This is a genomic window from Pseudoalteromonas sp. J2K-J599, assembly GCF_059295115.2.
Genome location: NZ_CM200271.1, coordinates 3674750 through 3700178, shown reverse-complemented (window position 1 = coordinate 3700178; position 25429 = coordinate 3674750). Strand labels below are relative to the sequence as shown.

The following is a 25429-nucleotide window of genomic DNA, read 5'->3' as shown; positions in this document are numbered from 1 at the left end:
AAAGGCACAAAAAAAGCGACTACCCAATATGGTGTCGCTTTTTAGTAAGTAGTATTAGCTTACTTATAAAAGGCTTCAACAGTGCCTTTTCTTGTAAGTAAAAGTGGTTGTCCGCGACGATCAAGGCCTTTTGGAGATGCAAACTTTATCCAACCTTCGCTGATGCAGTATTCTTCAACATCAAAACGCTCTTTGCCGTTGAACGTGATACCAATATCGTGTTCAAAAACTTCTTCCACATGATGTGGGCTACGTGGATTAATAGAAAGGCGATCTGGTAAAGCAGGTTTTGCGGTAGTGTCGTTCATGGTCATATTCTATATTGAATGAAGTATGCGCTATTGTAGGCAATACAAAGCTTTCGCTCAAGAGAGATAGTAGTAAATGTGTTTAAAAATGCACTAATTAATGAGTTGCGGATACAAATGAGATGGCGCTTGGAAAATATGTATAGAAGGGGATTTTGACGATATTTGACTAAAAATTATATAGATAAGTATATTAATGGGCTATTGCTAACCCATTAAATTGTGTAGCAGTTAGATGCTAACAATGTTCTCGGCTTGTGGGCCTTTTTGACCTTGAGTAACAGTAAACTGTACACGTTGGCCTTCAGCTAAAGTTTTAAAACCGTCGCCAGAGATTGCGCTAAAATGTGCAAAAACGTCTGCGCCAGATTCTTGCTCGATAAAACCAAAACCTTTTGCTTCGTTAAACCATTTTACTGAACCAGTAGTTGTATTAGACATAATATGTATCCTAAAAAATTAATATAAGTGTGCCTGAAAAGAGGCGATTGAGCCGGAAAAAATAGTTAACTTGAGGATATCGCGTAGGATTATTACTAAAACAACTCGGTACTAACAAATAAAACAAAACTTCTTTCAAACTAGTATTCAAAATGGGTTATTGCTAACCCATTAAATTGTGTAGCAATTAGATGCTAACAATGTTCTCGGCTTGTGGGCCTTTTTGACCTTGAGTAACAGTAAACTGTACACGTTGGCCTTCAGCTAAAGTTTTGAAACCGTCGCCAGAGATTGCGCTGAAATGTGCGAAAACATCAGGACCAGATTCTTGCTCGATAAAACCAAAACCTTTTGCTTCGTTAAACCATTTTACTGAACCAGTAGTTGTATTAGACATAATATGTATCCTAAAAAATTAATATAAGTGTGCCTGAAAAGAGGCGATTGAGCCGGAAAAAATAGTTAACTTGAGGATATCGTGCAGGATTATTACTAAAACAACTCGGTACTAACAAATAAAACAAAACTTCTTTCAAACTAGTATTCAAAATGGGTTATTGCTAACCCATTTAACGAAAGCAATTAGATGCTAACGATGTTTTCAGCTTGTGGGCCTTTTTGACCTTGAGTAACAGTAAACTGTACACGTTGGCCTTCAGCTAAAGTTTTGAAACCGTCGCCAGAGATTGCGCTGAAATGTGCGAAAACATCAGGACCAGATTCTTGCTCGATGAAACCAAAACCTTTTGCTTCGTTGAAAAATTTAACTGTACCAGTTGTAGTTGTAGACATAATAGTATCCTAAGGATTAATAAAAGTGCGCCTTAAATTAGGCAATTTAACAGGAAGAAAACATACATTTAACTGAGGATAACGCGAAGGATTATTACTAAAACAACGTGGTACTTACAAATAAATAGGGTTTTCTGTCAACCCGATGCGAGGCAGGATAACAGTAAATTAAAGTATATACCAAGCCCTATTGTAAATTTATTTTAGAGTAAGTACTTTATTTGTTTGTTGTTTTTTTAACTAACTAGTTATGATTAAGATGATATTTTATACTTTTAAAATAAAGGTAAGCTTTGTTTAATCAATGCGTTAAGCTTGTTTTTGTGCGTAGTTTTAGAGTAGGCAAAATACAACTTTTAATTGGTTGAAACATGACCTAATTACCTACTAAATTTTTTTGAGATATACCCTAAATAATGTAATTCTTTAGCTCCAAATTACAAATCCAAGTATTAATAACGCAATCCAAAGTGTTTCAGCCACAATTAAAATAATGGGTTTCATACCTACTTCGGTTAGTTTTCCTAAATTAGTTTTCATACCTATGGCTGAAATAGCAGCAATTAAAAAGAACTGCGAAAGTTCGTTAGCGGTTTCAAGTACTATTATAGGAAGAGAAAAGCAGCTATTTATTACCATAAGTATTACAAAGCCAATTAAAAACCCAGGTACTTTAGGTAACTCTCCGTGTTTTCCTTTGTTTGAGCGATTAATAACGACCATCATAATAAGTACAACGGGTAGTAGCATTGCAACACGTACTAGCTTAGTTAGAGTTGCTATATCGCCTGTCTCGGGTGATACCGAATAACCTGCACCCACTACCTGGGCTACATCATGTATTGTGCCACCTAAAAATACGCCTGCATTATGGGCGTCAAACTCAAGATAATTAACCACAATAGGGTAGAGGATCATAGCGAGAGTCGACATAGCTGTTACGCCAATAACGGTTAATAGGGTATCGCGTTCTTTATGTTCGCTGTTTGGCATAATAGACGAGATAGCCAGCGCAGCAGACGCTCCACAAATAGCAACCGAGCCACCTGTTAGTGCACCAAAGCGTTTTTGTAAGCAAAATACGCGCGCTAGCACTACACCTAAAATAATAGTGGTAAATATGGCGCCCGCTAACATAAGTGCTGTTTGCCAACCCAGTGTTACTAAATCTCCTAGTGCTATGCGTGTGCCTAGCAGTACTATACCGACGCGCAAAACCTTGGTACCAGTAAAGTCGATACCTTTGGCGCAAGGGCTATCGCTTTGATACAAAAATGAGACTGCCATACCCAGTAACAAAGCAAACAGCATGGCTGGCGCGCCGTAATGCTCACTCAAGAATAAAGCGGCAAGGCCAGTCATTGCAGCAATGCTGGCGCCTTGCCATAAAGGTGATATTTTACTGCTTAATTTACCACTTAAGCGCTGCATTACGCTTTAGCTGCGGTAAGTGCTACTAACACTTGGCGTTTACGTTCACCTGTAAAAGGGCGACGACCATGCATAGCCATTTCGTTATCAACTAAAGCAACGTCACCGTCTTGCCATGCAAGATCAAAGGTAAATACTTTAGAAAGCTCAACAATTTTATCAAGTCCTGCTTTAGGTATTGCACTACCATCGCCAAAAGTAATGGCGATTGATGGATTTTCGCGTACACCTTTCCAGCCCATGTAAGCGGCAATCAGTTGGTTATAAAAAACCTGTACGTTATTTTCAAGAGTTACTACAGCAGGCAGTACCGGTGTAACGGCTTTTAGTGAGCCGTCTTCAAGCCATTCCCACTCGTAACCAAGTTCGATTAATTTATTATGTGCTTCGTCTTTGGTTTCTACACTTAGCGTACTTTTCCAGCTTCGGCCTTGGCCTGATGTTGCGTCGTCAGCGGATGGCATATAGGTGGTATATTTTAGGCCTTTGTGTTCAAAGTCATGGGCAAGCTTGCTGTCGTATTCTTTTAACGCACTAAATAATTTATCTGATCGGCAAAGAGGTGTAGCACCGCCTTCTTCAGCGGCCGATTTACAAAAAAAGAACAACTTACTTGGCGAAATAGGCGTTTGCGCCATTTCGTGATGCAAGTATATTTCTACATCTTTTGGCGCTTCGTTAGCTGTAAATACACGTTCGGTAAAATTAATTCGTACCGCGTTAGACAGTGACTCTTTATAGGTAAAGTTTGTGTAGTCAAACCCGGCTGAAAAAGTATCAAAGGTTTCGGCACTATTTATAGGAAAGCCGCGAAACAACACAGCACCTGAGCTGCGAAGTTTTTTAGCCAATTCACTTTTATTTGCGCGAATGAAAGCTACCGCTTCTTCAACGGTGCTGGCGTTATTGTTATTAACCACAATGCACGGAAAAACCGAGTCATCAAACGTTAATTGAGTTGGCACTGAGGCGTAGTTAATTTCGGTAGCTGACATTTTATTATCCTAATCGTAAATTGGGTGAAAACGGTTAAAGGCAGCTTCACAAAAGTGCCCAGGGTCGTTAAACCGGCGATTACTGTTAAGCGCAGAAATTTGCGCCATTTCTTGCTCTGTTAATTCAAAATCAAACAGTGCGAGATTTTCTTTCATGCGTTCAAGTTTTGAGGTTTTAGGAATAATGGCAGTGCCGCGTTGCACGCCCCAGCGAAGAACTACTTGTGCTGGCGTTTTGCCATGATTGCGTGCAGCCGCTTTAACAACACTTTGCTCAAGAACTGATTCAGCTTTATCAGCCATTTCTAGCTCAAGGTATGAAAGCGCACCCAGTGGTGAAAACGCAGTAACCGGAATATCGTACTGCTTTGCGAGTCTTACTAATCGCTCTTGCGTTAAATAAGGGTGCGACTCAATTTGCAACATAGCGGGTTTGATATTTGCGTAGGTCATTAAATCGTGAAGCAGTGCGCTTGAGTAATTACATACCCCAATGCGTTTTGCTTTGTTGTTGTGTACTTGTTCTTCCATTGCTTGCCACGTTAAATACAATGGTACTTTTGAAAGCTCCATTTGCGGGTTTTGCGCCGTAGGGTCAACAAACCACTCTGGTGGATAGCGGGTTTCTATTGGCACAAATGTTTGCGCAATCGGAAAATGAATTAGGTATAAGTCTAGGTAATCTAGCTTTAAATCACTCAGTGTTTTATCAATCGCGAGGCCAACATGCTCTGGTGCATGAAAGGTATTCCACAGTTTTGATGTTACCCATAATTCTTCACGGGTACATAAGCCATCGTTTATTGCTTGGGCGATGCCATCGCCTACTTGCTCTTCGTTATCGTAGTCTGATGCGCAATCAAGATGGCGGTAACCCGCCTTAATGGCTTGGTATACCGTTTGTGCACAATCTTCTTGCGCGACTTTCCATAAACCGAACCCTACTGGAGGGATATTATTTAATGAACTCATTGGGAATTCCTGTTAAAAATGCATAATGACTTAGGTCTTGTATAAGACATAAGTTATTATACGAATCAAACAGTGTCAATACTGTGTTAACAGCAAAGCAGTAAATGGTTCAGTTAAAAAACCTACAGGCAGCAAAAAGGCAGCGTTTGCTGCCTTTAAAAAATATTTAATTATTATGCGCTAAAGTGGGTTTTTAGCACTAAACACGCTTTTAATTAATCAAGTTCAATTTGATAGTGGTAATGATCGCTACGGCATTTGCTTTGGCGGTATTCAATACGTTTACCTTCGATTGATTCGGTAATGCGTGATACCAACAGCAGTGGATCGCCAGCTTTTATAGCAAGCATTTTGGCATCATCCATTGTAGCAAGTACGGCCTTAATACTGTCTTGGGTTTTGTGTACAGTTTGGTTAAATTTGGTCTGATAGTAATGGTACAATGTATGCGGAATATCACTGCTTTGATGTATATCAGGAAAGTAGCTTTGCGGTAGGTATATAGTTTCGCTCATGCAAAATTCGTTATTAAGAATGCGCCTACGAACAAGCTTGGTAACTTTGTCTTTTTTATTGAGTTGTAACGCTTCTATTACTTCAACTGGCGCTGCACAAAGCTCAACCGATAGCAGTTCAGCCTTTGGTAAATCGGCACCTTTACCGTCTGCTTGTAACGGAAAAAACCTAAATAAGGCATCTTGCGCAGTATGCTCTGATACAAACGTACCAACGCCTTGGCGACGAGTTACTATTTTATTGTCGGTTAATAAGTTTAGTGCTTTACGAACTGTACCTTGGCTTACGTTAAATTCTTCAGCAAGGCGAAATTCGCTTGGTAGTGCTTCGCCAGGTAGCCAACGTCTTTCAACAATGAGCTGTTTAATATAATCAGCCACTTGTAAGTAAAGTGGTTGAAAAGCCAAGCTTGGTCCACTTAATTTGTGATCAAACATAGAGTTACTCATTATTATTTACCATTAAATTTAATCCACCTGTAGTTATAGCATAGGTGAAACCTTTTACGCATATTTGCGCTAGCTCAATTAAACGTGAACTACTGCTGTAGTGTTTAATAGGCGCAAAATATACATTATGCCTAAAAACAAATCGTTACACTACAATAGCTCACCCTTAGGGAATTAAAAGTGCTCAGTATATCTTTTGAACTCATTTTGCTTATGGCGCTGTGCCTAAGCCTTGCCACTGTAATGCAAACTCTTAGCGGGTTTGGCTTTGGGTTGCTGGTGGTTGCAAGCTTTACGTTGCTTGATGTATTACCACTTACGGCAACTACATTTTTAGTGAGTTTGCTGGGGTTAGTTAATTCAACAACCGTGGTCGTTAAAAACCGCAGTTCGGTAAAAGTACCCGAGCTAAAACTTATGTTGTATACCGGTATTCCACTAATGCTGTTAGGTTTTGTGCTACTTGAGTATATGTCGTCGCATTTAACACACTATTTAAATTTTGCTTTAGGTGTAAGCATTTTGCTTTGCTGCGCTTTAATGCTGATTGGCCGCGAGCGTGCAAATAAACAAAGTCGTCCTCGTTCATTTTTAATAGCCGGTGGAGTAAGTGGGTTACTTGGTGGGTTGTTTTCAACCTCAGGGCCGCCGCTTGTGTTTCAGTGTTATAAGCAAAGTTGGTCTATTGAAGCTATTCGCAGTACGTTATTAGCGGTATTTACTATTGGTGGACTAGTACGTGTAGGTATCGCTTTATTTGGTACTTTGCCTGGGCTCGACATTATGTTTTTAATTGCAGCGGCTATTCCTTTAGTGTTGCTAGTTACGCATTTTGCTCGTAAATTAACGCCCTACGTTGACGCTAAATGGGTACGTATTATAGCAATTGTATTGCTTGGCCTAAGTGGTATATCGCTGGTGGCAACATCGGCGCCGGGTATATTTTAAAAATCGCGACGTAAATAATTCATCTTGAGTTTATTTACGTTGACATGGGGATTACAATTATTTAACTTGTGTCTTATACAAGACTAATAATTGGTTAAGGAACTCCCATGAATGCATTTGAATTACGTGAGCCAGACTGGAACGCAATAGAGCCAGCACGCTTAACCGCACAGCCAAAGTTACAAGGTAATGTGCTGGTTTTGCCCACTCAGTTTGGTGATATTAGCGTAACGATTAGCCAGTTTGGCTTACGTTTAAATGCAGGCACCACGCATGACGAGCAGTTTAAAATATTAACCACAACCCCATCAGAATGCCCCCTTACACTTAGCAAAAACAATAATGATTACAGTGTAAGTGGTGGCGAATACCGCCTAGAATTTTACAGTGACCCTTTTCATTTCAAACTTTATAAAAACGATGAGCTAGTACAGCAATCAGCAACTGATGGTCACTTTGTACGCCAGCATCGTTTACCGCCACTGGCTAAAACCGATAACGGCTGGATTTTAAGTCTTGAGCTTAACTACGACGAAGCCGTGTATGGTCTTGGCGAAAAATGGGGCAAGCTTGATAAACGCGGCCAACTTATTCGTTCATACAACCACGATGCGCTAGGTGTTAACGCCGAAAAGTCTTATAAAAATACCCCGTATGCATGGAGCCCAGAAGGCTGGAATTTATTTGTACATACAGCCGCGCCTGTTACCCATGGTGTAGGTTATGCGTTATGGTCGCAACGCGCATATGTATGTTTAGTTGAAGATGAGGCGCTAGATGTATTTTTATATCAAGAACAAACACCTGCCCAAAGCATCAACCGTTACTGCGAGCTAACAGGTTTTGCACCGGTACCACCGCAGTGGAGCTTTGGTGTTATTTTATCAAAAGCGTATTACAAAGATGCTGACGAATTACTTAGTGTTGCCCGCGAAGTACGCGCTAAAAATATGCCGTGCGACGTAATTACTCTTGATGGCCGTGCATGGCAAGACACCGACACCCGCTTTGCATTTGAATGGGACCCAACACGCTACGCAGACCCAAAACCGGTGCTTGATGAACTAAAAGCGATGGATTTTAAAATTTGTGTGTGGGAATACCCGATGATCTCGGTAAATAACCCATTATTTGCTAAAGCGGCCGAAAATGGCTGGCTTATAAAAGACAAACGCACAGGTAAAGCGTATCAATACGAGTGGGATTTAAGCCCGTTTGGCGAAGTACTTACGCCACTGCCTGAGTCGGGTATTTTAGATTTTACGCACCCTGATGCTTACGAATATTGGCTCGAATCGCATAAGCCTTTGTTTGAGCTTGGCGTAGATATGATAAAAGCGGATTTTGGCGAGCAGCTAGAAGACGACAATATGATATCTCACAGTGGTGACAGCGGTATTAGGCTACACAACGTTTACAGCATGTTGTACAACCGCTGCGTTTTTGAGGCCGCCGAAAAATACTGTAAAACTGGGCCATTTTTGTTTAGCCGTTCAGCATGGACGGGCAGCCAACGTTTTCCTGCTCAGTGGGGCGGCGACCCGCAAGCCGATTGGCAGGGTTTAGCGGCAAGCATTCGTGGCAGTTTAGCGTGGGGTATGTCGGGTGGGCCATTTTTTGCAACCGACATTGGTGGTTTTTACAAAGACACCCGCGACGCAGAACTTTACGTGCGCTGGGCACAAGCTTCAGTATTTAGCGCACATATGCGCTTACACGGTATTGGTCCTCGCGAACCGTGGTCTTACACCGAGCAAGCAAGTGATGCGGTATTTGCAGCACTTAAATTACGCTACCAGTTAATTCCGTACTTACAAACATGTGCAGAGCAAGCGCAGCAAACAGGCTTGCCGGTTCAGCGTGCCATGGCATTGGCATTTCCTGATGATGTACTGGCGCATAGTTTTGATCAGCAATTTATGTGCGGTGAAAAATTACTGGTTGTGCCGTGTGTAGTACCAAACGGTAAAGTTAGGTTTTACTTACCGCAAGGTAATTGGATTCGCTTCCCCGATAAACAAGTTTACGAAGGGAGTAAGTACTACGAGCACACACTCGCACTTGAAGAGATGGCAGTATTTGTACGCGAAGGCGACAGCCTAATGCTTGGCCCAGAGGTTCAACACACAGAGCAAGACATGAGCCAATTAACAGCATGGCCTAAATAAAACTCGGCTTAATAAAACACACACAATAATAAAGATATTAGCTTACTTTTTACCGAGTAAAGTAAGCTAAAAGGGGCGCAAGATGGAAGGTATGAACATTACCATAACACTGCTATCGTGCTTGGCGTTTATGGCGCTGGTGGGATATATCTCGTACCAAAAAACCAAAGGGGAAGTTAACACCCAAGATGGCTACTTTTTAGCGGGTCGTGGGTTAACAGGTACATTTATAGCAGGGTCAATGATCCTCACTAACTTATCGGCCGAGCAACTAATTGGCCTTAATGGCTCAGCCTATGGTTACAACCTAAGCTCAATGGCGTGGGAAGTAACCGCAGGAGTATCAACCATTATTATGGCGTTGATCTTTTTGCCTCGTTATCTAGCGGGCGCGTTTTCTACCTTACCTGAATTTTTACGGGATCGTTTTGACGATACCGTACGACGCATGACGGTGATCTTATTTATGGTAGGGTATTGTTTTATAACGATCCCTTCTGTTTTGTACTCAGGATCAATTGCCGTACTTAGACTTTTTGATGTACCCACCTTATTAAATATGAGCTACCAAGCAAGCCTAATTGTGACCATTATTACAGTGGGCTCAGTTGGGGCTATTTATGCTGTATTTGGTGGTTTAAAGGCGGTTGCGGTCTCAGATACCATTAATGGTGTTGGGTTACTTATCATTGGTATTTTAGTGCCAACACTGGGCTTAATTGCATTGGGTGATGGTAGTTTTTCAGAAGGGTTAAGCACCCTAGTAAACACCGACACAGAAAAGCTCAATGCTATTGGTAGTAGCGATGATCCCGTGCCATTTGGCACTATTTTTACAGGGATGATCTTAGCTAATTTGTTTTATTGGGGCACTAATCAGTATGTGATCCAGCGCACATTGGGCGCTAAAAACTTAGTTGAAGGTCAAAAAGGGGTGTTGTTTTCAGGGTACTTTAAAGTGCTAGTACCGTTTATGATGATGATCCCTGGCGTTATTGCTTACCATCTTTATAAACACGAAAGCCTGCCAACTATCGATTTAGCTTACCCACATTTGGTAAAAGAAGTGCTTCCACAGTATTTATCTGGCTTCTTTTTGGCCGTATTGCTAGGTGCTGTATTTAGCTCATTTAATTCATTGCTCAACAGCGCGGCGACCTTATTTTGCTTAGATGTTTATAAGCCAATGAAAAAAAATAAGGTAACAGACAGCCAACTTATAAAAGTAGCCAAAATTACCAGTATTGTTATTGCCATATTGTCGTTTATAACTGCGCCATTATTGATGTTTGCACCTGAAGGTTTATGGCACATTATTCGTGTATTTACAGGCTTTTATAACATTCCGGTCATCACAATTGTATTAGTGGGTTTGTTTACCCGCAAAGTGCCTGCACTGGGCGCTAAAGTCGCGATTATATTTCATATTATTGCCTATACCTTGCTTAAATTTGTATGGGATGTAGACATTAACTTTATTCATATTTACGCCATTTTATTCTTAATTGAATTGGCAATAATGTTGGGTATTGGTTACTACAAACCCCTTAAAACACCATGGCAATTTACACGCAAAGCCGAGGTAGACCTTAATCCTTGGAAATACGCATTACCTTGCGCAATTGTATTAGTAGGCTTGATTGTTAGCTTGTATATATTGTTTTCGCCGCTCGGATTAGTTGGTGGAACCAGTGTGTACTTTGTACCAAGTTTAGTTGCTGTTTGGTCTACTGTTTTAGTGCTTAGCTGGTGGAGTGTACGTCGTTGGCAGGTTCGTTACGAAAATAGCTTAGCGCATATTGGGATTCCAAAGGCCGTATAACATGCGGCTGACTCCTCATTACTTAATTTAAAATTACATTTTATTCACATAATGATTGCATTAGTAAGATAGTTTGTTTAAATTTAAAGCTCTTATATAAGATATAAGAGCTTTAAGGAAAGTATCACACACTGACACCGCTTTTTAGCAACCCACACAATTGCTAGCGCGGTACCACACAGCACACACGCACAATATGGAGAATGACATGAGAGCTAAAAAGTCCGTCTTAAGCTTGGCAGTCACGTTAGCAATGACAACCGGTTTAGCATTAAGCACGCAGGTACATGCGCAGCAAGAGCAAACCGAACAAGAACAACAAAAAACAGAAACAGCTAAAAACGATACATTTGAAAAAATAGTCGTTACTTCACAAAAAAGAACGCAAAGCTTAAACGAAGTACCTGTTGCGGTATCGGTACTTAATAGCGATCAAATTAATTCAGCTTTTGCTAATAACATGGAAGGCTTACAGTCGCTTGTTCCTTCGGTTAGCTTTAGAAAAGGCACCACAACACGCAACTCAGCGCTAACAGTGCGCGGTATTGGTACTATTTCATTTAGTATTGCTGCTGAACCAAGTGTGGCAACTGTTGTTGATGGCGTGGTACTTGGCCGCTCGGGTCAAGCATTTGCCGATTTATACGACGTAGACCGCATTGAAGTATTACGCGGGCCACAAGGTACATTGTTTGGTAAAAACGCCTCAGCAGGTGTGGTAAACATAACAACAAAAGATCCCTCGTACGACACAACAGGCAGCGTAGAAACTTCGTTTTATCAAGATAACGAATACCGTTTTAAAGGCGTTATAAGCGGCGGTTTAACCGACGACCTAGCAGCTAGCCTAACGGTATTTAAAGGCAAGTTTGACGGTTACATTGATAACGTTTACAACAACGAAAAAGTAAACGGTTACGACCGTGAAGGTGCACGTGCTGTATTTAAATACGAGCCAGAGGATGACTTAAGCGTAAAATTTATTGCTGAATTTTATAACGCTGACGATGATTGTTGTGCCGACTTAGAAGCACTACCAAGTGGCCGTAATCCAGATTCAAAATCAGTACCAAATAGTAACGGTATTGTTGATGGCGTAGCCGATATTGATTTAGACCAACGCAGCGTTGATCACGATTACGAGTCGCGCACAATTGACGAACATAGCGCGTTTTCGGTACAGGTTGATAAAACAATTGGCGACTATACATATACTTCAATTACAGCGCAGCGTTCGTGGGATAACACAGAATACCGCGAAGGCGACTTTACCTCTATTGCTGGCGACAGCAGCGAGCCGGTATTTGACGCGCCGTTTCAATTACACGATTTAGGTGCACAGCAATGGGATCAGTTTTCGCAAGAATTTAGAGTTACATCAAACCTAGCTGGGCCATTTAACTATGTTGCTGGCTTATTTTATTGGAACATGGATTCACAACGTAACTTTACTCGCGATGCTAGTTGTCAAAATAATGGTGGCCAGCTTGATAGCGCAATGGCTTTTTACGCGCAAAATAACTTATCGGGCGCTGAACTTGATGCAGCACTTAACGACCTAGATGGTTATACACAAGGTCTAGGTGTTAGCTGCAATGCAAACGATATTGTATCGGCCACTGCTTTTATGAGCACAGAATTTAACAACTGGGCCGCTTTTGCCGACGGTACTTACGATTTATCTGAAGATTTACGCGTATTATTTGGTATTCGTTACACCGACGATGAAGTGTCGTACACGCATCGCCGTGTAAGTAATGATGTATATGGCCGCACCGGTGTAGGCGTGCGCCCAGCAACACTAAATACAGATGATGAAGGCAAAGCCGAAGAAACCAACGTATCGGGTCGTTTAGGTATGCAATACGATTTAGGCGATGGTCAAATGGTATACGGTACTTACTCGCAAGGTTACAAAGGCCCTGGTTTTAATATTTATTATAACTTTAATCCAGATAACGACAGCCGTGAAATAGCACCTGAAGAGTCAGACGCTTATGAAATAGGCTACAAATACGCAAGCCGCGAATTTGTATTTAACATGGCTCTTTTCAGAACCGAAATTGAAGGCTTTCAAGCTAACAACTTTGACTGTTCAGACGGCACCTGTATTACGCGCTTAACCAATGCGGGCGACGTAAGTACACAAGGTGTTGAAGTTGACTTTATGTGGGCTGCAACAGAGTCGCTAACGCTTACCGGTGGTGTTGCTTACATTAAAGCCGAAATTGACGAGTTTAATTGTCCGGCAGAGGTAGCCGCTGGCTCGTGTACTGACCGCTCAGGTTTAGATGTACCATTTTCGCCAGATCTTAAATACTCACTAACGGCTGATTACTTTATTGAAACCGACCATGGTTTTAACGTACACATAAACAGCTCATACATTTACACCGATGAGCAATACTCAGACCTACCAGACAACGTAGGCGAATTTAATCCAGCTGCTTTATTACCAGATTACGGTATATTAAACGCAAGTGTGGGTTTATCGTTTAAAGATGACGCGTTTAGAGTATCGCTTATTGCTAAAAACTTAACCGACGAAAGCTACGTAACTACCTACAGTGGCGATAACTTCCGTTATCAAATACCGCGCGATGCAGAGCGCTACTTTGGGGTATCGTTTAAAGCACGTTTTTAATATTTAAATAACTCCCTCAATAATTTCCCTTAAAAGCGCAACGTTTAACGCGTTGCGCTTTTTTTGTGACTTATTTTTGTAATAGTTTAGTCATCTTACTTTCATCAAAATTACCTTTATCAGTCACATCTGTTTTCTATAGTGCAGCGGTTGATCTTTTTTGTGTTTACACATTTCAAAAAATAACCACTAAACAATGGGAATTACGGATGAAAATTAAAAAAGTAGCTGCGGCAATCGCGCTAACATTTGCGTTTAGCGCAGTTAGCCATGCTGATGTACTACCGCAAAGCCAAAAAGACAGCAGCTGGTATAGCGCTGCGCAAACTAAACTAACAACAAAAACAGCACAAGCGCAGGCTACACAAGCCACTAAAGCTAAAAACGTTATTTTATTTGTGGGCGATGGCATGGGTATATCTACTCTTACCGCCGCGCGTATTTTGCAAGGGCAGCGTAATAACCAATCTGGCGAAGAAGGTTATTTAAGCTTTGAAGAGTTCCCATACTCTGCACAAGTTAAAACGTATAACGTAGATGCGCAAACTCCCGATTCAGCAGGCACGATGACGGCTATTATTTCGGGTGTAAAAACCGATGTGGGCGTTATTGGTGTAGATGAAGATATTGAACGCGGCGTGTGTTCAACAGTGGCAGGTAACGAGCTAATTACCGCGACTGAATTGGCTGAAATTAAAGGGCTATCTACCGGTATTATTTCTACAGCACGTATTACGCATGCAACTCCTGCTGCCACGTATGCTAAATCGGCTGACCGTAACTGGGAAGACGTATCAGATATGCCAGAAGATGCCGTAACGGGTGGCTGTGAAGACATTGCATCGCAACTGGTTAACTTTGAAAAAAACCTAGAAGCACGATTTGTAGGGACCGACGTAGACGGTCTTGATTTTGTAATGGGGGGCGGTCGTCGTCACTTTTTACCAAAAGACGAAACAGCTAACTCAACAGATGCAGTAAGCGCTATAGAAGGCGACCGTACAGACGAGCGCAACCTAGTGACTGAGTGGCAAACACAATACCCTGATGCTACGTACGTGATGGATCAAACGGGCTTTGATGCAATAGCAGACGACGCCACTAAAGTATTTGGTTTATTTAACGAATCCCACATGCAGTACGAAGCTGACCGCGCAAACGATGTAGCGGGCGAGCCTTCACTTACCGATATGACCACTAAAGCAATTGAAGTGCTTGGTAAAAACGATAATGGATTTTTCTTAACGGTTGAGTCGGGTCGAATTGACCACGCGCACCACGCGGGTAATGCATACAACGCGCTGAACGACACCATTGAGTTTGCTAAAGCCGTGCAAGCAGCGGTAGATAACACCAACCCAGAAGAAACCCTTATTTTAGTAACCGCCGATCACAGCCATGTATTTACTATTGCAGGCTACCCTAAGCGTGGTAATCCAATTTTAGGTCAAGTAGTTGCAGTAGGCGAAACAACACCAAGCTTAGCCGCCGACGATATGCCGTACACCACAGTCGGTTACGCAAATGGTTTAGGCTTTAGAAACTTAGGCGACGAGACTGATGCTGATGCAAGCTACACAAGTGCTGCTGTAGCAGGGCGTGTTGAGTTAAATGGCGTTGATACAACAACCCCAGGTTTTCACCAAGAAGCAACCGTACCAATGGGCTCAGAAACACACGCAGGTGAAGACATATCTTTACATGCTAAAGGTCCTGGTGCTCAGCTAGCACAGGGCGTAATTGAACAAAATGTTGTATTTCATTTAATTAATCAAGCTCTTGAACTAACTCAGCAATAATGGCGGCTAACATGAACAAATTAACGGTACTTTCTTTGGCAGTAATGGTCGCGCTAGCAGGTTGCTCGAGTGACGATAACAAAAATGAAAACAATATTATCGCAGTAGATAACGCTATTGCAGTGGGCTCTGAGCAGTGTATTAATGGTGGTGTAGAGACGCAAGTAGGCGCAGATACCAATAATAACGACGTGCTAGATAGCGACGAAGTTAACTCAACTAATTTAGTGTGTAATGCACCTGCAACGTCGTTAACTACCGAGCAGTTAGCCTCGCTCACTAGCAATACGTGGTTTAGTGAAGCACAAACAAAATTAGGTGCAGCACAAGCAGCCAGTAACAATATTGTTACTGAATCAGGCAAAGCTAAAAACGTTATTTTATTTGTGGGCGATGGTATGGGTATTTCTACCATAACTGCAGCACGTATTTTAGCGGGTCAGTTAGAGGGCGAAATGGGTGAAGATCACCAGTTAAGCTTTGAAACTATGCCTTTTTCGGGCTTTGTAAAAACATACAACGTAGATGCGCAAACGCCAGATTCGGCAGGCACTATGACCGCAATGGCATCGGGCGTTAAAACCGATGCGGGCGTTATTGGTATTGATGAAGCGGTTGAGCGTGGTAATTGTGCATCAGGCAAAGGGCACGAACTTGTTACCTCGTTAGAGCTTGCTGAAATTGCAGGCAAAGCAACAGGGATTATTTCTACAGCGCGTATTACTCACGCAACACCAGCTGCAACGTATGCTAAATCGGCAGAGCGTAACTGGGAAGATATCTCCGATATGCCAGAAAGTGCCGCAACGTGTGAAGACATTGCATCGCAACTGGTTAACTTTGAAGCCAACCTAGAAGCACGCTTTAGTGGTGTTGATGTAGACGGTATTGACGTAGTAATGGGCGGCGGTCGTCGTCACTTTTTACCAAAAGATGCCGCGTTTAATTCAGCCGATGCAGTAAGTGCTGTTGAAGGGGATCGAACAGATAACCGCGACTTAACCGCAGAGTGGAAAACGCAATATCCAAATGGCACGTACGTAATGGATCAAACCGGTTTTGATGCAATAAGTAACGACGCCACTAAAGTGTTTGGCTTATTTAACGAATCCCACATGCAGTACGAAGCTGACCGCGCAAACGATGTAGCAGGCGAACCTTCGCTTTCACAAATGACCGAAAAAGCAATAAACGTACTTGATAACAACGAGCAAGGTTTTTTCTTAACGGTTGAGTCGGGTCGAATTGACCACGCGCATCATGCGGGTAATGCTTATAACGCGTTAAACGACACTATTGAGCTTGCTAAAGCCGTTAAAGTGGCGATGGAAAACACCAACCCAGAAGAAACATTAATAGTTGTAACTGCCGATCACAGCCATGTATTTACCATTGCCGGTTACCCTAAACGCGGTAACCCAATTTTAGGTAAAGTGGTTGCAGTAGGCGCTACTGAGCCAAGCTTAGCTGCCGACGATATGCCTTATACAACGGTTGGTTACACCAATGGTGGTGGCTTTAGAAACCTAGGTAGCGAGACCGATGCCGATGCAGGTTATGCCTTTGCACCGGTTACAGGGCGTGTTGATTTAACAGATGTTGATACAACAACACCTGGTTTTCATCAAGAAGCACTTGTACCAATGGGCTCTGAAACACATGCCGGTGAAGACGTAGGCGTTTATGCAATGGGACCAGGTGCACACTTGGTAACAGGCACAAACGAGCAAAGCTTTTTGTTCCATGTAATGGACTTTGCCGCTGACTTTGTAAAAGCAGCAGACGAAAAACTAGCGCAATAAATACCGCCTAGTTATAAATTTAGTTAAATATATCTAAATAAAAAACCCCGCATACTGTGCGGGGTTTTTGTCATTAAACTGACATTTATAATCGTTATGTTATTGCCATAAACTTGAAATATAAATAAGAGATAGCTAAATGAAAAAAGCGTTATTAATAATTGCCACGCTTGTAAGTACAAGTAGCTTTGCCTCGCAATGTGATATTGATGCCAAGCATTTAAAAGCCGATTATAAAATTACCAACAGCCATAAGGCGCAGCAAAGTAGCGAGTCACTTACCCTTTGGCGCAACGATCAGCAAGTAGCACATCAAAGTGAAGTAATAACCGAGCTTTGGCAGCACTTAGCCAATAACCAAATACGACCAATACGTTACTTTAATGCCCAGCAACGCGGCATTGAATACCAACCATCTGAGGTACGCGGCGTACAAAATTGGAGTGCTAAAAGTCAGCTGGTGGATAACCACTTAATCGAAAAAATGACCTTAGTAAGCACACAAGGCAAAGGCTGCGATGAAGTGAAAAACTATACACTGAGCGAAAATGGCAATGACTTTAACCTTGCCTTTATTACGCATTCAAAATTAGTTAAAACATTTAGTATTAGTAATAAAAAAAGCCAAACAAGTACCTTGCTAAGCCTTAACAATGTAAGCACTGATGTGCCATTAATTACTGCTCAATTTGCACAGTGGGACCGCTTTCAAACCACCGATTACGCCGACATTGGCGATAACGAAGGCGACCCATTTTTAGCTAAAATGATAAACCTTGGTTTTATTGAACATGGCGCAACTGGCTTTTATAACCAGCAGGGCGAGGCTATTCAAGGCGGACACCACCACTAGGTTTTAATTGAGTTTTAATGTGGCGTAGGACGAGCTTGCTGTGTTGGGGATAAATTTATACTTCAGTCAGCAAGCTGTGGTGAGCTACCAACCGCCCTCTAAAATAAAGTGAATTTAAAATACTTCCGCCTAAATAATACTTCGAATAATCGCCTCATCTTATAAATAAGCACCGCCTGCTGCTAATTATTTATAGTTCGCAATAACTTACGCTATTTGATACTAATAGAAGTCCACGCAATAGGGACGCTTGAAAAAGTACTTATTAGCAAAGCTGTTATATTGGAACTTAAATGCGAGTACTTTTAGTTATATGTTTTTTATGGACTAGCTTATTATTTGCCTGCGGCAATGATGAACTAGGCCAATCAGCCTCTTTTGCAAAAATAAATGAAGACTATAGCGTAGGTAACTTTGCTGGCTATGATGTCTACGTACCTGAGATATTTAAAGACTATTATTTAACGTCATTTACAGTAGTGATAAAAGATACTTTATTAGCAGACTTGGATTTTACTGAAGCTAATAGTTATGAAGGTTATTACAAGGTATTTTTTCAAGTTAATCCTGAGAGATTAGATTCATTAAATATAGTACTTGGTTATTCAACAACAAAAGACGAAAAAGGAATTGTAATGTGTGGTGAAAGAATACAGTTAAATTTAAAAGAGTTACTCAGAGCAAATCAACCAGAAATGATCATCGCGCCCCCACCACCACTAAAATAGATCGAATTATTAAATTATTTTTAAACGTCGATCAAAGCGCTTGAAATAGTTTGTTCGGGTTTTGTTTGGTCTTATATTTATATAGCTTAAGTAGTTCGCTATGTTTAAACAAAGTTAGGATTCATTTTTTATGATCAAATCTATCACTGTTACTAAAAAAAATTATACCGACTATGCTGATTTTATAATAAAAAAGTTGTGTGCGCCTAAAGATAATAAAGGTTTAGGGTTTATAAAAAACATGATTGTATGGTTTGTGCTAGCCGTTGTTATTATGACTTTTTTTCAGGTTGAGTCTATTCGCCTTTCTGACTTTCATTGGCCAAGTGGGTTAATTGTAGCAGTGCCGTTTTTAATATTAATTATTGTATTTTTATACAATAATCATAAGTTAAAAGAGCAATCAATCCCCAATGAAAATGGCGTAATGATTGGCGATAAAACAATTGAATTTCAAGCTGATGGCATTCGCGAGACTAATCATCTTGGAAGTTACTTTTATAAATGGCAAGCCGTTGAAGCAATGGAAGAAAATAAAGGCGATTTATATATATTTGTAGACAAGTTATTGGCTTTAATAATCCCAGCTAGCACATTTACAAACGAAGCCGAAAAAGAAGAACTAAAAGCATTTATTAAAGCTCATATTTAGTCATGAGTCATTTTATAAATATTTACACCGTCTTAGTGTTTATTTTAATGCTTATACCTATTTCATCAATGGGAAGTGAAAAACCAGCTAACACTACCGATGAAAAATGGGGCAAGTATCTAGAGCATAGAGCTGCTTGGAATAAAATGCTTAAAGAGCGTTATGAAAATAAGTTAAAGCATACTCCGCCAAAACCGCCTTGGATTAAATTTCCAAATTATCATCCGAGCGATATATTTTGGAGAATGGGTGACGGCGAAAGCTACATAAGTGACTATTTCTCTATCTATTTTCAGTACGCTTCTAAGGCTGAAATAAATGCTTATAAGATTAAATATCCTGAACACTCAGATTGGCGTGGAACATATAAGCGCTTTGAACACTAACTAAAAAGTACAGCTATGCTTTCAGATAACTTATTTGATTGTGGCGCTTATTCACAGTGCTATTAACTCACGCTAATAGCACATATCAGTTTTTAGACGCTACTCAAGATGAGCATCATCAGGCTTTTTAGGTTTACTCGCTACTTCTGTTAAGCCGTCTTCGCAATCACCGCTATCGCAGGTATTTAAATCGCTTTGTGCTTGTTTATCTTGTTGCAGCACTTGTTTTAAATCTTCCATGCGTTGGCGCACTGCTACGCCGTAGCTGGCGTCGTCTCCCCATAATGCAGCAAGTTGCAGTACTGCAGCGCGGTCGTGGTCTCTAAATAGCTTACCAGCACGTTCTGCATCTTGTTTAGTGTTACCTAGTAACTCGAGTGCTTCTACGGCAAGGTTAATAGCTGAGTCGACGGTTTCGCGGTTAAACGCATCTACTTTTAAATTAAGTAACTGATACGCATGGCGGCGGTCGATTGCGCGAGCAACTATTTTAAGTTGCGGGTAGTTTTTATGCGCGAGCTTAATTATCTCAATGGTTTTATCGGGGTTATCAATTGCAATTACTAGCATTTGCGCAGTGTGCGCGCCTGCGGCTTCAAGGAGTTCTTGGCGTGCGGCATCGCCATAAAATACGGTGTTACCAAAACGGCGTAGTAATTCTATTTGGCTAGGGCTGTGATCAAGTACGGTAATTTCGTAGCCTTGCGCGTGCAGTAAACGCCCCATAATTTGGCCAAAACGTCCGTAGCCCGCAATAATTACGTGTTTAGCGGTGCTAATTTGCTCTGGCTTATCAAACTCAGGCAGAGCACTGCTGCTGCGTTTTTGTATTTGCTCATAAACCATAAGTAATAACGGCGCTATTAGCATTGATACCGCCACAACTAAGGTAACAAGGCTGGTTTGCTCGGGCGTTAAAATACTTAAGGTGGTGGTTACGCTTAAAAGTACAAATGCAAACTCACCCCCTTGGGCAAGGGCTAGGGCAAATAATAACTGCTGTTTACTGTTAATTTTAAAGGTAACGGCAAGGGCAAATAAAATGCAGGCTTTAACCACAATGAGTAAAACCACTAAGCCTATAACGGTACTAAACTCGTTAAATAGCAGTTCAAAGTTAATTGATGCGCCAACAGTTATAAAAAATAATCCTAAAAGTAAGCCTTTAAAGGGTTCTATATCGGCTTCTAGCTCGTGTCTAAATTCACTCTCGGCAAGTACAACGCCTGCTAAAAAAGTCCCCAAAGCAGGCGATAAACCAATACTTTGCATAACCAGTGCGATAGCGACCACTAAAAAGAGTGCAAAAATAGTAAATATTTCACGCATGTGCGTTTGGGCAATATATCTAAATAACGGGGCCGATACATATTTACCGCCGGCAATAATAGCGGCAATAACCGCAACCGATACACATACTTGTTGCCATACAGGCCAGCTTGCAATAATCGAATCGCTGATTTCTTTTGAGCTAGTTTGCGGGGCAAATGCGAGCAGTGGTAATAAGGCTAAAATAGGGATAATTGCGATGTCTTGAAACAGCAATACCGAAAACGCGTTTTGTCCGGCTTCTTGCTTTAGCCAGCCTTTTTCTTCAAGGCTTTGCAGCACAATAGCGGTAGAGGAGAGTGCGAGCATTAAACCAATGGCGAGTGCGGTTTGCCAATGCATGGCAAAAAACCAATAACAAAATGCAAATATAGCCGCTGCCGATAACACAACCTGTAAGCCGCCAAGCCCTAAAATAGAGTGGCGTAATGTCCATAAACGCGAAGGTTGTAGTTCAAGACCAACTAAAAACAGCATCATTACTACGCCAAATTCAGCGAAGTGCATTACATCTGTTTGATCGCCCACAACACCCAGCGCATAAGGGCCAATGAGTATACCGGCAATTAAATAACCTAATACTGAGCCAAGTCCGACTCGTTTAGCAATAGGCACAGCTACAATGGCTGCTGCTAAGTAAATTAAAGCAATTTCTAACACGCGTTTATCCTAATAACATCAAGGCTTTTAGAATGGCTTAGCTGCTTATAAAATACAATGGATTATATGGCTCAAAGTTGTTTATTTATCAGTAGTTATAACACTAATGGTTATAACTACTGGGCTAAAAATAGCACTTTATGTTGAAGGGCTTGTTGGGGACTAAATATTACAAATACTTATAATTGCTGAGCTTGGTTGGCCTGAATCAGAATGGTAAATAGTAATGTTTGAGCTGATTGTATTTTCAACGCTTGTTTCAATTACTGTTACTTCAAATTCGGCTGATGCAGGTAGGTCGATATCCAATTCGCTATCGAGGTAACTACTTCCGCTTTTTTGTAAAGTAAGTGGTTTTGTTTGAGCAAAGCTAAATTGAAAGCTATCTGACGCTAAAAGTGTATCTACCATGTTAAAGCGTAGGTTAACGGTGTCGGGGCCTGAAAACTCAGCACACACAAATACCGAAACCTCAACAGCTTGTAAAACGGGCATGCTATTTTGGCCTATATCCACAGTAAAGTTGCTTTGCGTAATTGCTACAGAGTTATATTCCCCAGCTGCTAGCCTTTGATCTGCTGTTGTTATCGTTATTTTTTCACCTTGCGCTAAATTAACCTCTTCATCAAAAAAGCCATTTGTGTTGGTGCTGTACTGCTGTCCATTAATTGTTAGCTGTGCATTGCTTATAGCGGCTTTTTGCACATTAGTGAGTTGCCCTTTAATACGACCGGTAAGTTGTGCAGAGCTGGTTACTGTAATTGAAAATTGCACACTTTTTGAAAAGCCATCAGCATCAGTTGCTATAACGGTTAGCGTGTAACTACCTGTCATATCGGCGATAAATTCGGTAATACTTTGGTTTGTATTGCTTAAACCGGTGCTCGAGCCTGAAGGGGCTGATAGCGTCCAAGCGTAATCGAGAGAGGTTCCCTCTGGGTCGTAACTTTGGCTTACATCAAATTTAACTGCATTGCCCACTACATCGTAGCGTGATTGCTCCCCCGTGAAGCTAATTACTGGCAATGCGTTTTGTATTACATCAATTGTTAGGGTTTTTGTGTCAGAGAACTGCACGCCATCGTTAGTGCGTAACGAAATAACAACTTGCCCCTCTACTGATGCGCTAAACGTTGGTTTTGATATTGTATTACTGCTAAGCGTTGCTTGGCCTTGCGACGAAATGATTTCCCATTGGTAACTTAGTGGCTGGCCTTCTGGATCGTAACTAGTTGAGGCATCAAGTAAAACTTGTTCATCAACCGTTATAGAGGTTTCATAAGTTACCAAAGTAACAGGCTTTTTATTGCTACTGGCATGCAGTGCTGAAGTTGCTTGGTTTGAGCTTAATTGCCCATCAGACACTGTAAGCACTACAACGTAGTCGCCTTCTTTATCGGCAATAATAGAGGGCGTTGCTGATGTGCTGTTAGTGAGCTGTGATGCGCTATTTACAGGCTTAGCTTGTAACTGCCAGTTATAGCTCAGCGCATCTCCGTCTGGGTCGCTACATTGTTGGCACTGCAAAGTGGTTGATTCGTTTAACGTAATATCACGTTCGGATTCAAGTGTTGCAACTGGGGCTTTATTACTTGTGGTAACAGTTAAAGTAACTGATGCGGTATCGCTTTTGTTTTGTTGGTCGGTAACAGTGAGTGAAAGCGCGTAATCTCCAGCTGTTGACGCTGAAAATCCAGCGGTATGATTTTGCATGTTTGAAAGAGCTGGCGTGCTGCCCTGGGGTTTTGATGTAATTGCCCAAGCATAACTAAGTGTATCGTTTTTATCGGGATCAGTACTTTGGTTACCGTAAAGTGTAACAACTTCATTTGGAGCAATTGTTTGATTTTCTACGTTTATAACCGCTTGTGGTGATGAGTTAGAATTAAGCGATTCACTCTTTATGAGTACGACAGTGCTTGCTGTATCGCCTTGTGAATCAGTAACGGTAAGCTCAACTTTAAATTCGCCTATTTCGTCGGCAACAAACTGGCTTTTTACTTGAGTCGCATTTTCAAGCGTTGCATTACTTGCTACGGGCTTGGTAATAAATTGCCATTTGTATTGATTAATGGCGCCGCTGGTTGTGCTACTTTGCGCGCCATTTAAAAGCACAACATCCCATTGCTTAACGGTTTGTGTGCTACCTGCGTTAGCAATTAGTTGGGTATTTGCAGTAACGGTGAGTTGTTTTTGTGCAGGTGTGCTTGAAAGCTTGCCGTCACTCACGGTTAATACTAATTGGTACTCTTGTGCTTCAGATACTGAAAACTCAACGGTACTTTCATTATTAACCGTAATCGGTATTTCTACTTGTTCGTTTTTGCTGACTAATTGCCATTGATAGGTGAGTGCATCGCCATCGGGGTCGCTACTTTGTGCTGCGCTAAACACGAGGGCGGTATTTACTTTAAACTCCGATTGCTCGGTGGTAATAACCGCAATAGGCTTTGTATTAGTGCTGAGCGGTTTAGTTACTGTTTTGGAGTCTGAACCTCCAGAGCCACATGCAACAAGCGTGAATAGAGTCGTGATTAGAATTAAGAGTTTCCATTTCATAGTATTAATATCCTTTTAATAAAGTCGAATACTAATATGTACCTAAATTAGCTATAAAGCAAAAAAATAAATCAAATAAGTAAATTTTCATTATTTTAGGAAATAGTTAATGTGAAACAGTGCTGCTTTTAAATAATTTATACTTTGAGGGAAGTGCCTTATGCCCAGATTGATAGGGCATAAAGTATATTAAATGGCAGTTGAATAACGCTTAAATAAAGTTAGTCAGCTACCCTTACTGAGCCGCTAATATTATCGATACTTACATCGCCCGAGCCCGACTCAGTAATAGTCAGCCCCTTTGCATGATTAACGCGAATATCACCCGAACCGTCTTCAATTGTTACGCTTGAGCCAATATGCTCAATGATCATGTCGCCAGAGTTATCATCAACATTAACTGCACCGCTTATATGGCTTATCACTAAATCACCCGATCCATCTTCAACGTTTAGCGAACCGGTTATGTTGCTCACGTGCATTTCGCCAGAACCATCGTCAATAGTTGCATTACCGCTTACGTTGTTAATGTGAATACTGCCAGAGCCGTCGGTTAATTCTAAATTACCTGCGATGTTTTCAAGGTTTACTTCACCTGAGCCATCGTCAACAGTTAGGTTTTTAGCACCGCTTATAGTTAAGTCCCCCGAGCCGTCTTTTACATCAATATTGCTTTGCATAGCATTTATTAAAATGTCGCCAGAGCCATCATCAATATCTAAATTTAGATTACTTGGCACAGTAACCACTAAATTAATACTTGGAGATTGGCCACTGTAAAAGCTAATGCCATTACGGCTTTTATTTTGGGCAACAAGCTTTGCCTGTTTACCGTCTTGCTCGAGCGTTAGCTCGTATTCGTCTTCAATGTCGGCTGTGTAAATAGTGGCATCAACACTAATGCTGGTGGCCGTTTTTGAGCCTTTTATTTCAAGGCTACCTGCGCCGCTTAACACATTTAAATATTCAAGATTATTGCTTGGCAGTGATAGTTGTTTAGTTTGTTTTACCGAGGCAACGCTTGGCGATATATGAAATACACAGCCACTTAATAATAAAATGCCGCCAATAAGTGAAAGTGGTTTTGCAATGCTTAATTGTGTTGATGAGCTCATGTTTAGTCCTTTGGTATTTATTGTTTGTATTTATATAAACAATATAGAGCAAAAATGAGG

Annotated in this window: 21 protein-coding genes; 10 read left to right on the top strand and 11 right to left on the bottom strand. The window is 41.2% G+C overall.

From position 1 onward, the window contains the following. Nucleotides 1-59: 59 nt before the first annotated feature. The 8 genes from AC5NT5_RS16730 to AC5NT5_RS16695 form a co-directional block, all read right to left on the bottom strand. The gene (locus AC5NT5_RS16730; RefSeq protein WP_002963088.1) at nucleotides 60-308 is read right to left on the bottom strand and encodes a DUF3297 family protein; all 249 of its coding nucleotides are present in this window, start codon (nucleotides 306-308) and stop codon (nucleotides 60-62) included. 231 nt (nucleotides 309-539) lie between these two features. Then, entirely contained in the window at nucleotides 540-749 is a 210-nt protein-coding gene (locus tag AC5NT5_RS16725; protein ID WP_007580429.1) for a cold-shock protein, read from the bottom strand. A 187-nt stretch (nucleotides 750-936) separates the two neighbouring features. Beyond that, nucleotides 937-1146: a cold-shock protein gene (locus AC5NT5_RS16720; protein ID WP_182672130.1), complete on the bottom strand. Its 210-nt coding sequence runs from the start codon at nucleotides 1144-1146 to the stop codon at nucleotides 937-939. Nucleotides 1147-1331: 185 nt separating this feature from the next. Then, on the bottom strand, nucleotides 1332-1541 hold the full coding sequence (locus AC5NT5_RS16715) for a cold-shock protein (protein ID WP_024595869.1): 210 nt from the start codon (nucleotides 1539-1541) through the stop codon (nucleotides 1332-1334). Nucleotides 1542-1967: 426 nt separating this feature from the next. Further along, entirely contained in the window at nucleotides 1968-2972 is a 1005-nt protein-coding gene (locus tag AC5NT5_RS16710; protein WP_494514204.1) for a YeiH family protein, read from the bottom strand. Beyond that, nucleotides 2972-3967, bottom strand: a complete 996-nt coding sequence (locus tag AC5NT5_RS16705) for a TauD/TfdA family dioxygenase (RefSeq protein WP_494514205.1) — start codon at nucleotides 3965-3967, stop codon at nucleotides 2972-2974. Before AC5NT5_RS16705 ends, AC5NT5_RS16710 begins: the two co-directional genes overlap by 1 nt. Before the next feature lie 9 nt (nucleotides 3968-3976). After that, nucleotides 3977-4939, bottom strand: coding sequence for an aldo/keto reductase (locus AC5NT5_RS16700; protein ID WP_494514206.1), 963 nt, complete (start codon nucleotides 4937-4939; stop codon nucleotides 3977-3979). 215 nt (nucleotides 4940-5154) lie between these two features. Further along, a complete protein-coding gene (locus tag AC5NT5_RS16695) occupies nucleotides 5155-5904 on the bottom strand; it encodes a GntR family transcriptional regulator (RefSeq protein ID WP_182682591.1) in 750 nt (249 codons plus the stop codon). 180 nt (nucleotides 5905-6084) lie between these two features. On the opposite strand from AC5NT5_RS16695, the gene AC5NT5_RS16690 reads away from it, so the two are divergent. The 10 genes from AC5NT5_RS16690 to AC5NT5_RS16645 all read left to right on the top strand — a co-directional run bounded on the left by AC5NT5_RS16690 (nucleotide 6085) and on the right by AC5NT5_RS16645 (nucleotide 19706). Continuing rightward, nucleotides 6085-6852 (top strand): sulfite exporter TauE/SafE family protein, encoded by a 768-nt coding sequence (locus AC5NT5_RS16690; RefSeq protein WP_310735974.1) that lies wholly within the window; start codon nucleotides 6085-6087, stop codon nucleotides 6850-6852. A gap of 107 nt (nucleotides 6853-6959) precedes the next feature. After that, on the top strand, nucleotides 6960-9020 hold the full coding sequence (locus AC5NT5_RS16685; protein ID WP_494514207.1) for a glycoside hydrolase family 31 protein: 2061 nt from the start codon (nucleotides 6960-6962) through the stop codon (nucleotides 9018-9020). Between the two features lie 82 nt (nucleotides 9021-9102). After that, nucleotides 9103-10842, top strand: a complete 1740-nt coding sequence (locus tag AC5NT5_RS16680) for a solute:sodium symporter family transporter (RefSeq protein WP_494514208.1) — start codon at nucleotides 9103-9105, stop codon at nucleotides 10840-10842. A 208-nt stretch (nucleotides 10843-11050) separates the two neighbouring features. After that, entirely contained in the window at nucleotides 11051-13486 is a 2436-nt protein-coding gene (locus AC5NT5_RS16675) for a TonB-dependent receptor (protein WP_494514209.1), read from the top strand. 209 nt (nucleotides 13487-13695) lie between these two features. Continuing rightward, a complete protein-coding gene (locus tag AC5NT5_RS16670) occupies nucleotides 13696-15285 on the top strand; it encodes an alkaline phosphatase (protein WP_039486975.1) in 1590 nt (529 codons plus the stop codon). Nucleotides 15286-15296: 11 nt separating this feature from the next. Beyond that, the gene (locus tag AC5NT5_RS16665; protein WP_494514210.1) at nucleotides 15297-17087 is read left to right on the top strand and encodes an alkaline phosphatase; all 1791 of its coding nucleotides are present in this window, start codon (nucleotides 15297-15299) and stop codon (nucleotides 17085-17087) included. A gap of 139 nt (nucleotides 17088-17226) precedes the next feature. Then, nucleotides 17227-17940, top strand: coding sequence for a hypothetical protein (locus tag AC5NT5_RS16660; protein ID WP_494514211.1), 714 nt, complete (start codon nucleotides 17227-17229; stop codon nucleotides 17938-17940). A gap of 293 nt (nucleotides 17941-18233) precedes the next feature. Next, nucleotides 18234-18668, top strand: coding sequence for a hypothetical protein (locus AC5NT5_RS16655; protein WP_494514212.1), 435 nt, complete (start codon nucleotides 18234-18236; stop codon nucleotides 18666-18668). 130 nt (nucleotides 18669-18798) lie between these two features. Then, the gene (locus tag AC5NT5_RS16650; protein ID WP_188161992.1) at nucleotides 18799-19320 is read left to right on the top strand and encodes a YcxB family protein; all 522 of its coding nucleotides are present in this window, start codon (nucleotides 18799-18801) and stop codon (nucleotides 19318-19320) included. A 2-nt stretch (nucleotides 19321-19322) separates the two neighbouring features. Then, nucleotides 19323-19706 carry a hypothetical protein gene (locus tag AC5NT5_RS16645; RefSeq protein ID WP_182672117.1) on the top strand — a complete coding sequence of 128 codons (384 nt, stop codon included), beginning with the start codon at nucleotides 19323-19325 and terminating at the stop codon, nucleotides 19704-19706. Between the two features lie 99 nt (nucleotides 19707-19805). Here the strand turns inward: AC5NT5_RS16645 and AC5NT5_RS16640 are convergent, their stop codons facing one another. From AC5NT5_RS16640 to AC5NT5_RS16630, 3 genes are all read right to left on the bottom strand, one after another. After that, nucleotides 19806-21695, bottom strand: coding sequence for a monovalent cation:proton antiporter-2 (CPA2) family protein (locus AC5NT5_RS16640; protein ID WP_182672116.1), 1890 nt, complete (start codon nucleotides 21693-21695; stop codon nucleotides 19806-19808). A 162-nt stretch (nucleotides 21696-21857) separates the two neighbouring features. Next, on the bottom strand, nucleotides 21858-24254 hold the full coding sequence (locus AC5NT5_RS16635; RefSeq protein WP_494514213.1) for a PKD domain-containing protein: 2397 nt from the start codon (nucleotides 24252-24254) through the stop codon (nucleotides 21858-21860). 221 nt (nucleotides 24255-24475) lie between these two features. After that, nucleotides 24476-25369, bottom strand: coding sequence for a DUF4097 family beta strand repeat-containing protein (locus AC5NT5_RS16630; RefSeq protein ID WP_494514214.1), 894 nt, complete (start codon nucleotides 25367-25369; stop codon nucleotides 24476-24478). Nucleotides 25370-25429 lie beyond the last annotated feature (60 nt).

Excerpts from the sequence above, each read along its gene's own strand:
- AC5NT5_RS16730 (WP_002963088.1), bottom strand. The coding sequence starts at position 308 with ATGAACGACACTACCGCAAAACCTGCTTTACCAGATCGCCTTTCTATT.
- AC5NT5_RS16725 (WP_007580429.1), bottom strand. The coding sequence starts at position 749 with ATGTCTAATACAACTACTGGTTCAGTAAAATGGTTTAACGAAGCAAAA.
- AC5NT5_RS16720 (WP_182672130.1), bottom strand. The coding sequence starts at position 1,146 with ATGTCTAATACAACTACTGGTTCAGTAAAATGGTTTAACGAAGCAAAA.
- AC5NT5_RS16715 (WP_024595869.1), bottom strand. The coding sequence starts at position 1,541 with ATGTCTACAACTACAACTGGTACAGTTAAATTTTTCAACGAAGCAAAA.
- AC5NT5_RS16710 (WP_494514204.1), bottom strand. The coding sequence starts at position 2,972 with ATGCAGCGCTTAAGTGGTAAATTAAGCAGTAAAATATCACCTTTATGG.
- AC5NT5_RS16705 (WP_494514205.1), bottom strand. The coding sequence starts at position 3,967 with ATGTCAGCTACCGAAATTAACTACGCCTCAGTGCCAACTCAATTAACG.
- AC5NT5_RS16700 (WP_494514206.1), bottom strand. The coding sequence starts at position 4,939 with ATGAGTTCATTAAATAATATCCCTCCAGTAGGGTTCGGTTTATGGAAA.
- AC5NT5_RS16695 (WP_182682591.1), bottom strand. The coding sequence starts at position 5,904 with ATGAGTAACTCTATGTTTGATCACAAATTAAGTGGACCAAGCTTGGCT.
- AC5NT5_RS16685 (WP_494514207.1), top strand. The coding sequence starts at position 6,960 with ATGAATGCATTTGAATTACGTGAGCCAGACTGGAACGCAATAGAGCCA.
- AC5NT5_RS16680 (WP_494514208.1), top strand. The coding sequence starts at position 9,103 with ATGGAAGGTATGAACATTACCATAACACTGCTATCGTGCTTGGCGTTT.
- AC5NT5_RS16675 (WP_494514209.1), top strand. The coding sequence starts at position 11,051 with ATGAGAGCTAAAAAGTCCGTCTTAAGCTTGGCAGTCACGTTAGCAATG.
- AC5NT5_RS16670 (WP_039486975.1), top strand. The coding sequence starts at position 13,696 with ATGAAAATTAAAAAAGTAGCTGCGGCAATCGCGCTAACATTTGCGTTT.
- AC5NT5_RS16665 (WP_494514210.1), top strand. The coding sequence starts at position 15,297 with ATGAACAAATTAACGGTACTTTCTTTGGCAGTAATGGTCGCGCTAGCA.
- AC5NT5_RS16660 (WP_494514211.1), top strand. The coding sequence starts at position 17,227 with ATGAAAAAAGCGTTATTAATAATTGCCACGCTTGTAAGTACAAGTAGC.
- AC5NT5_RS16655 (WP_494514212.1), top strand. The coding sequence starts at position 18,234 with ATGCGAGTACTTTTAGTTATATGTTTTTTATGGACTAGCTTATTATTT.
- AC5NT5_RS16650 (WP_188161992.1), top strand. The coding sequence starts at position 18,799 with ATGATCAAATCTATCACTGTTACTAAAAAAAATTATACCGACTATGCT.
- AC5NT5_RS16645 (WP_182672117.1), top strand. The coding sequence starts at position 19,323 with ATGAGTCATTTTATAAATATTTACACCGTCTTAGTGTTTATTTTAATG.
- AC5NT5_RS16635 (WP_494514213.1), bottom strand. The coding sequence starts at position 24,254 with ATGAAATGGAAACTCTTAATTCTAATCACGACTCTATTCACGCTTGTT.
- AC5NT5_RS16630 (WP_494514214.1), bottom strand. The coding sequence starts at position 25,369 with ATGAGCTCATCAACACAATTAAGCATTGCAAAACCACTTTCACTTATT.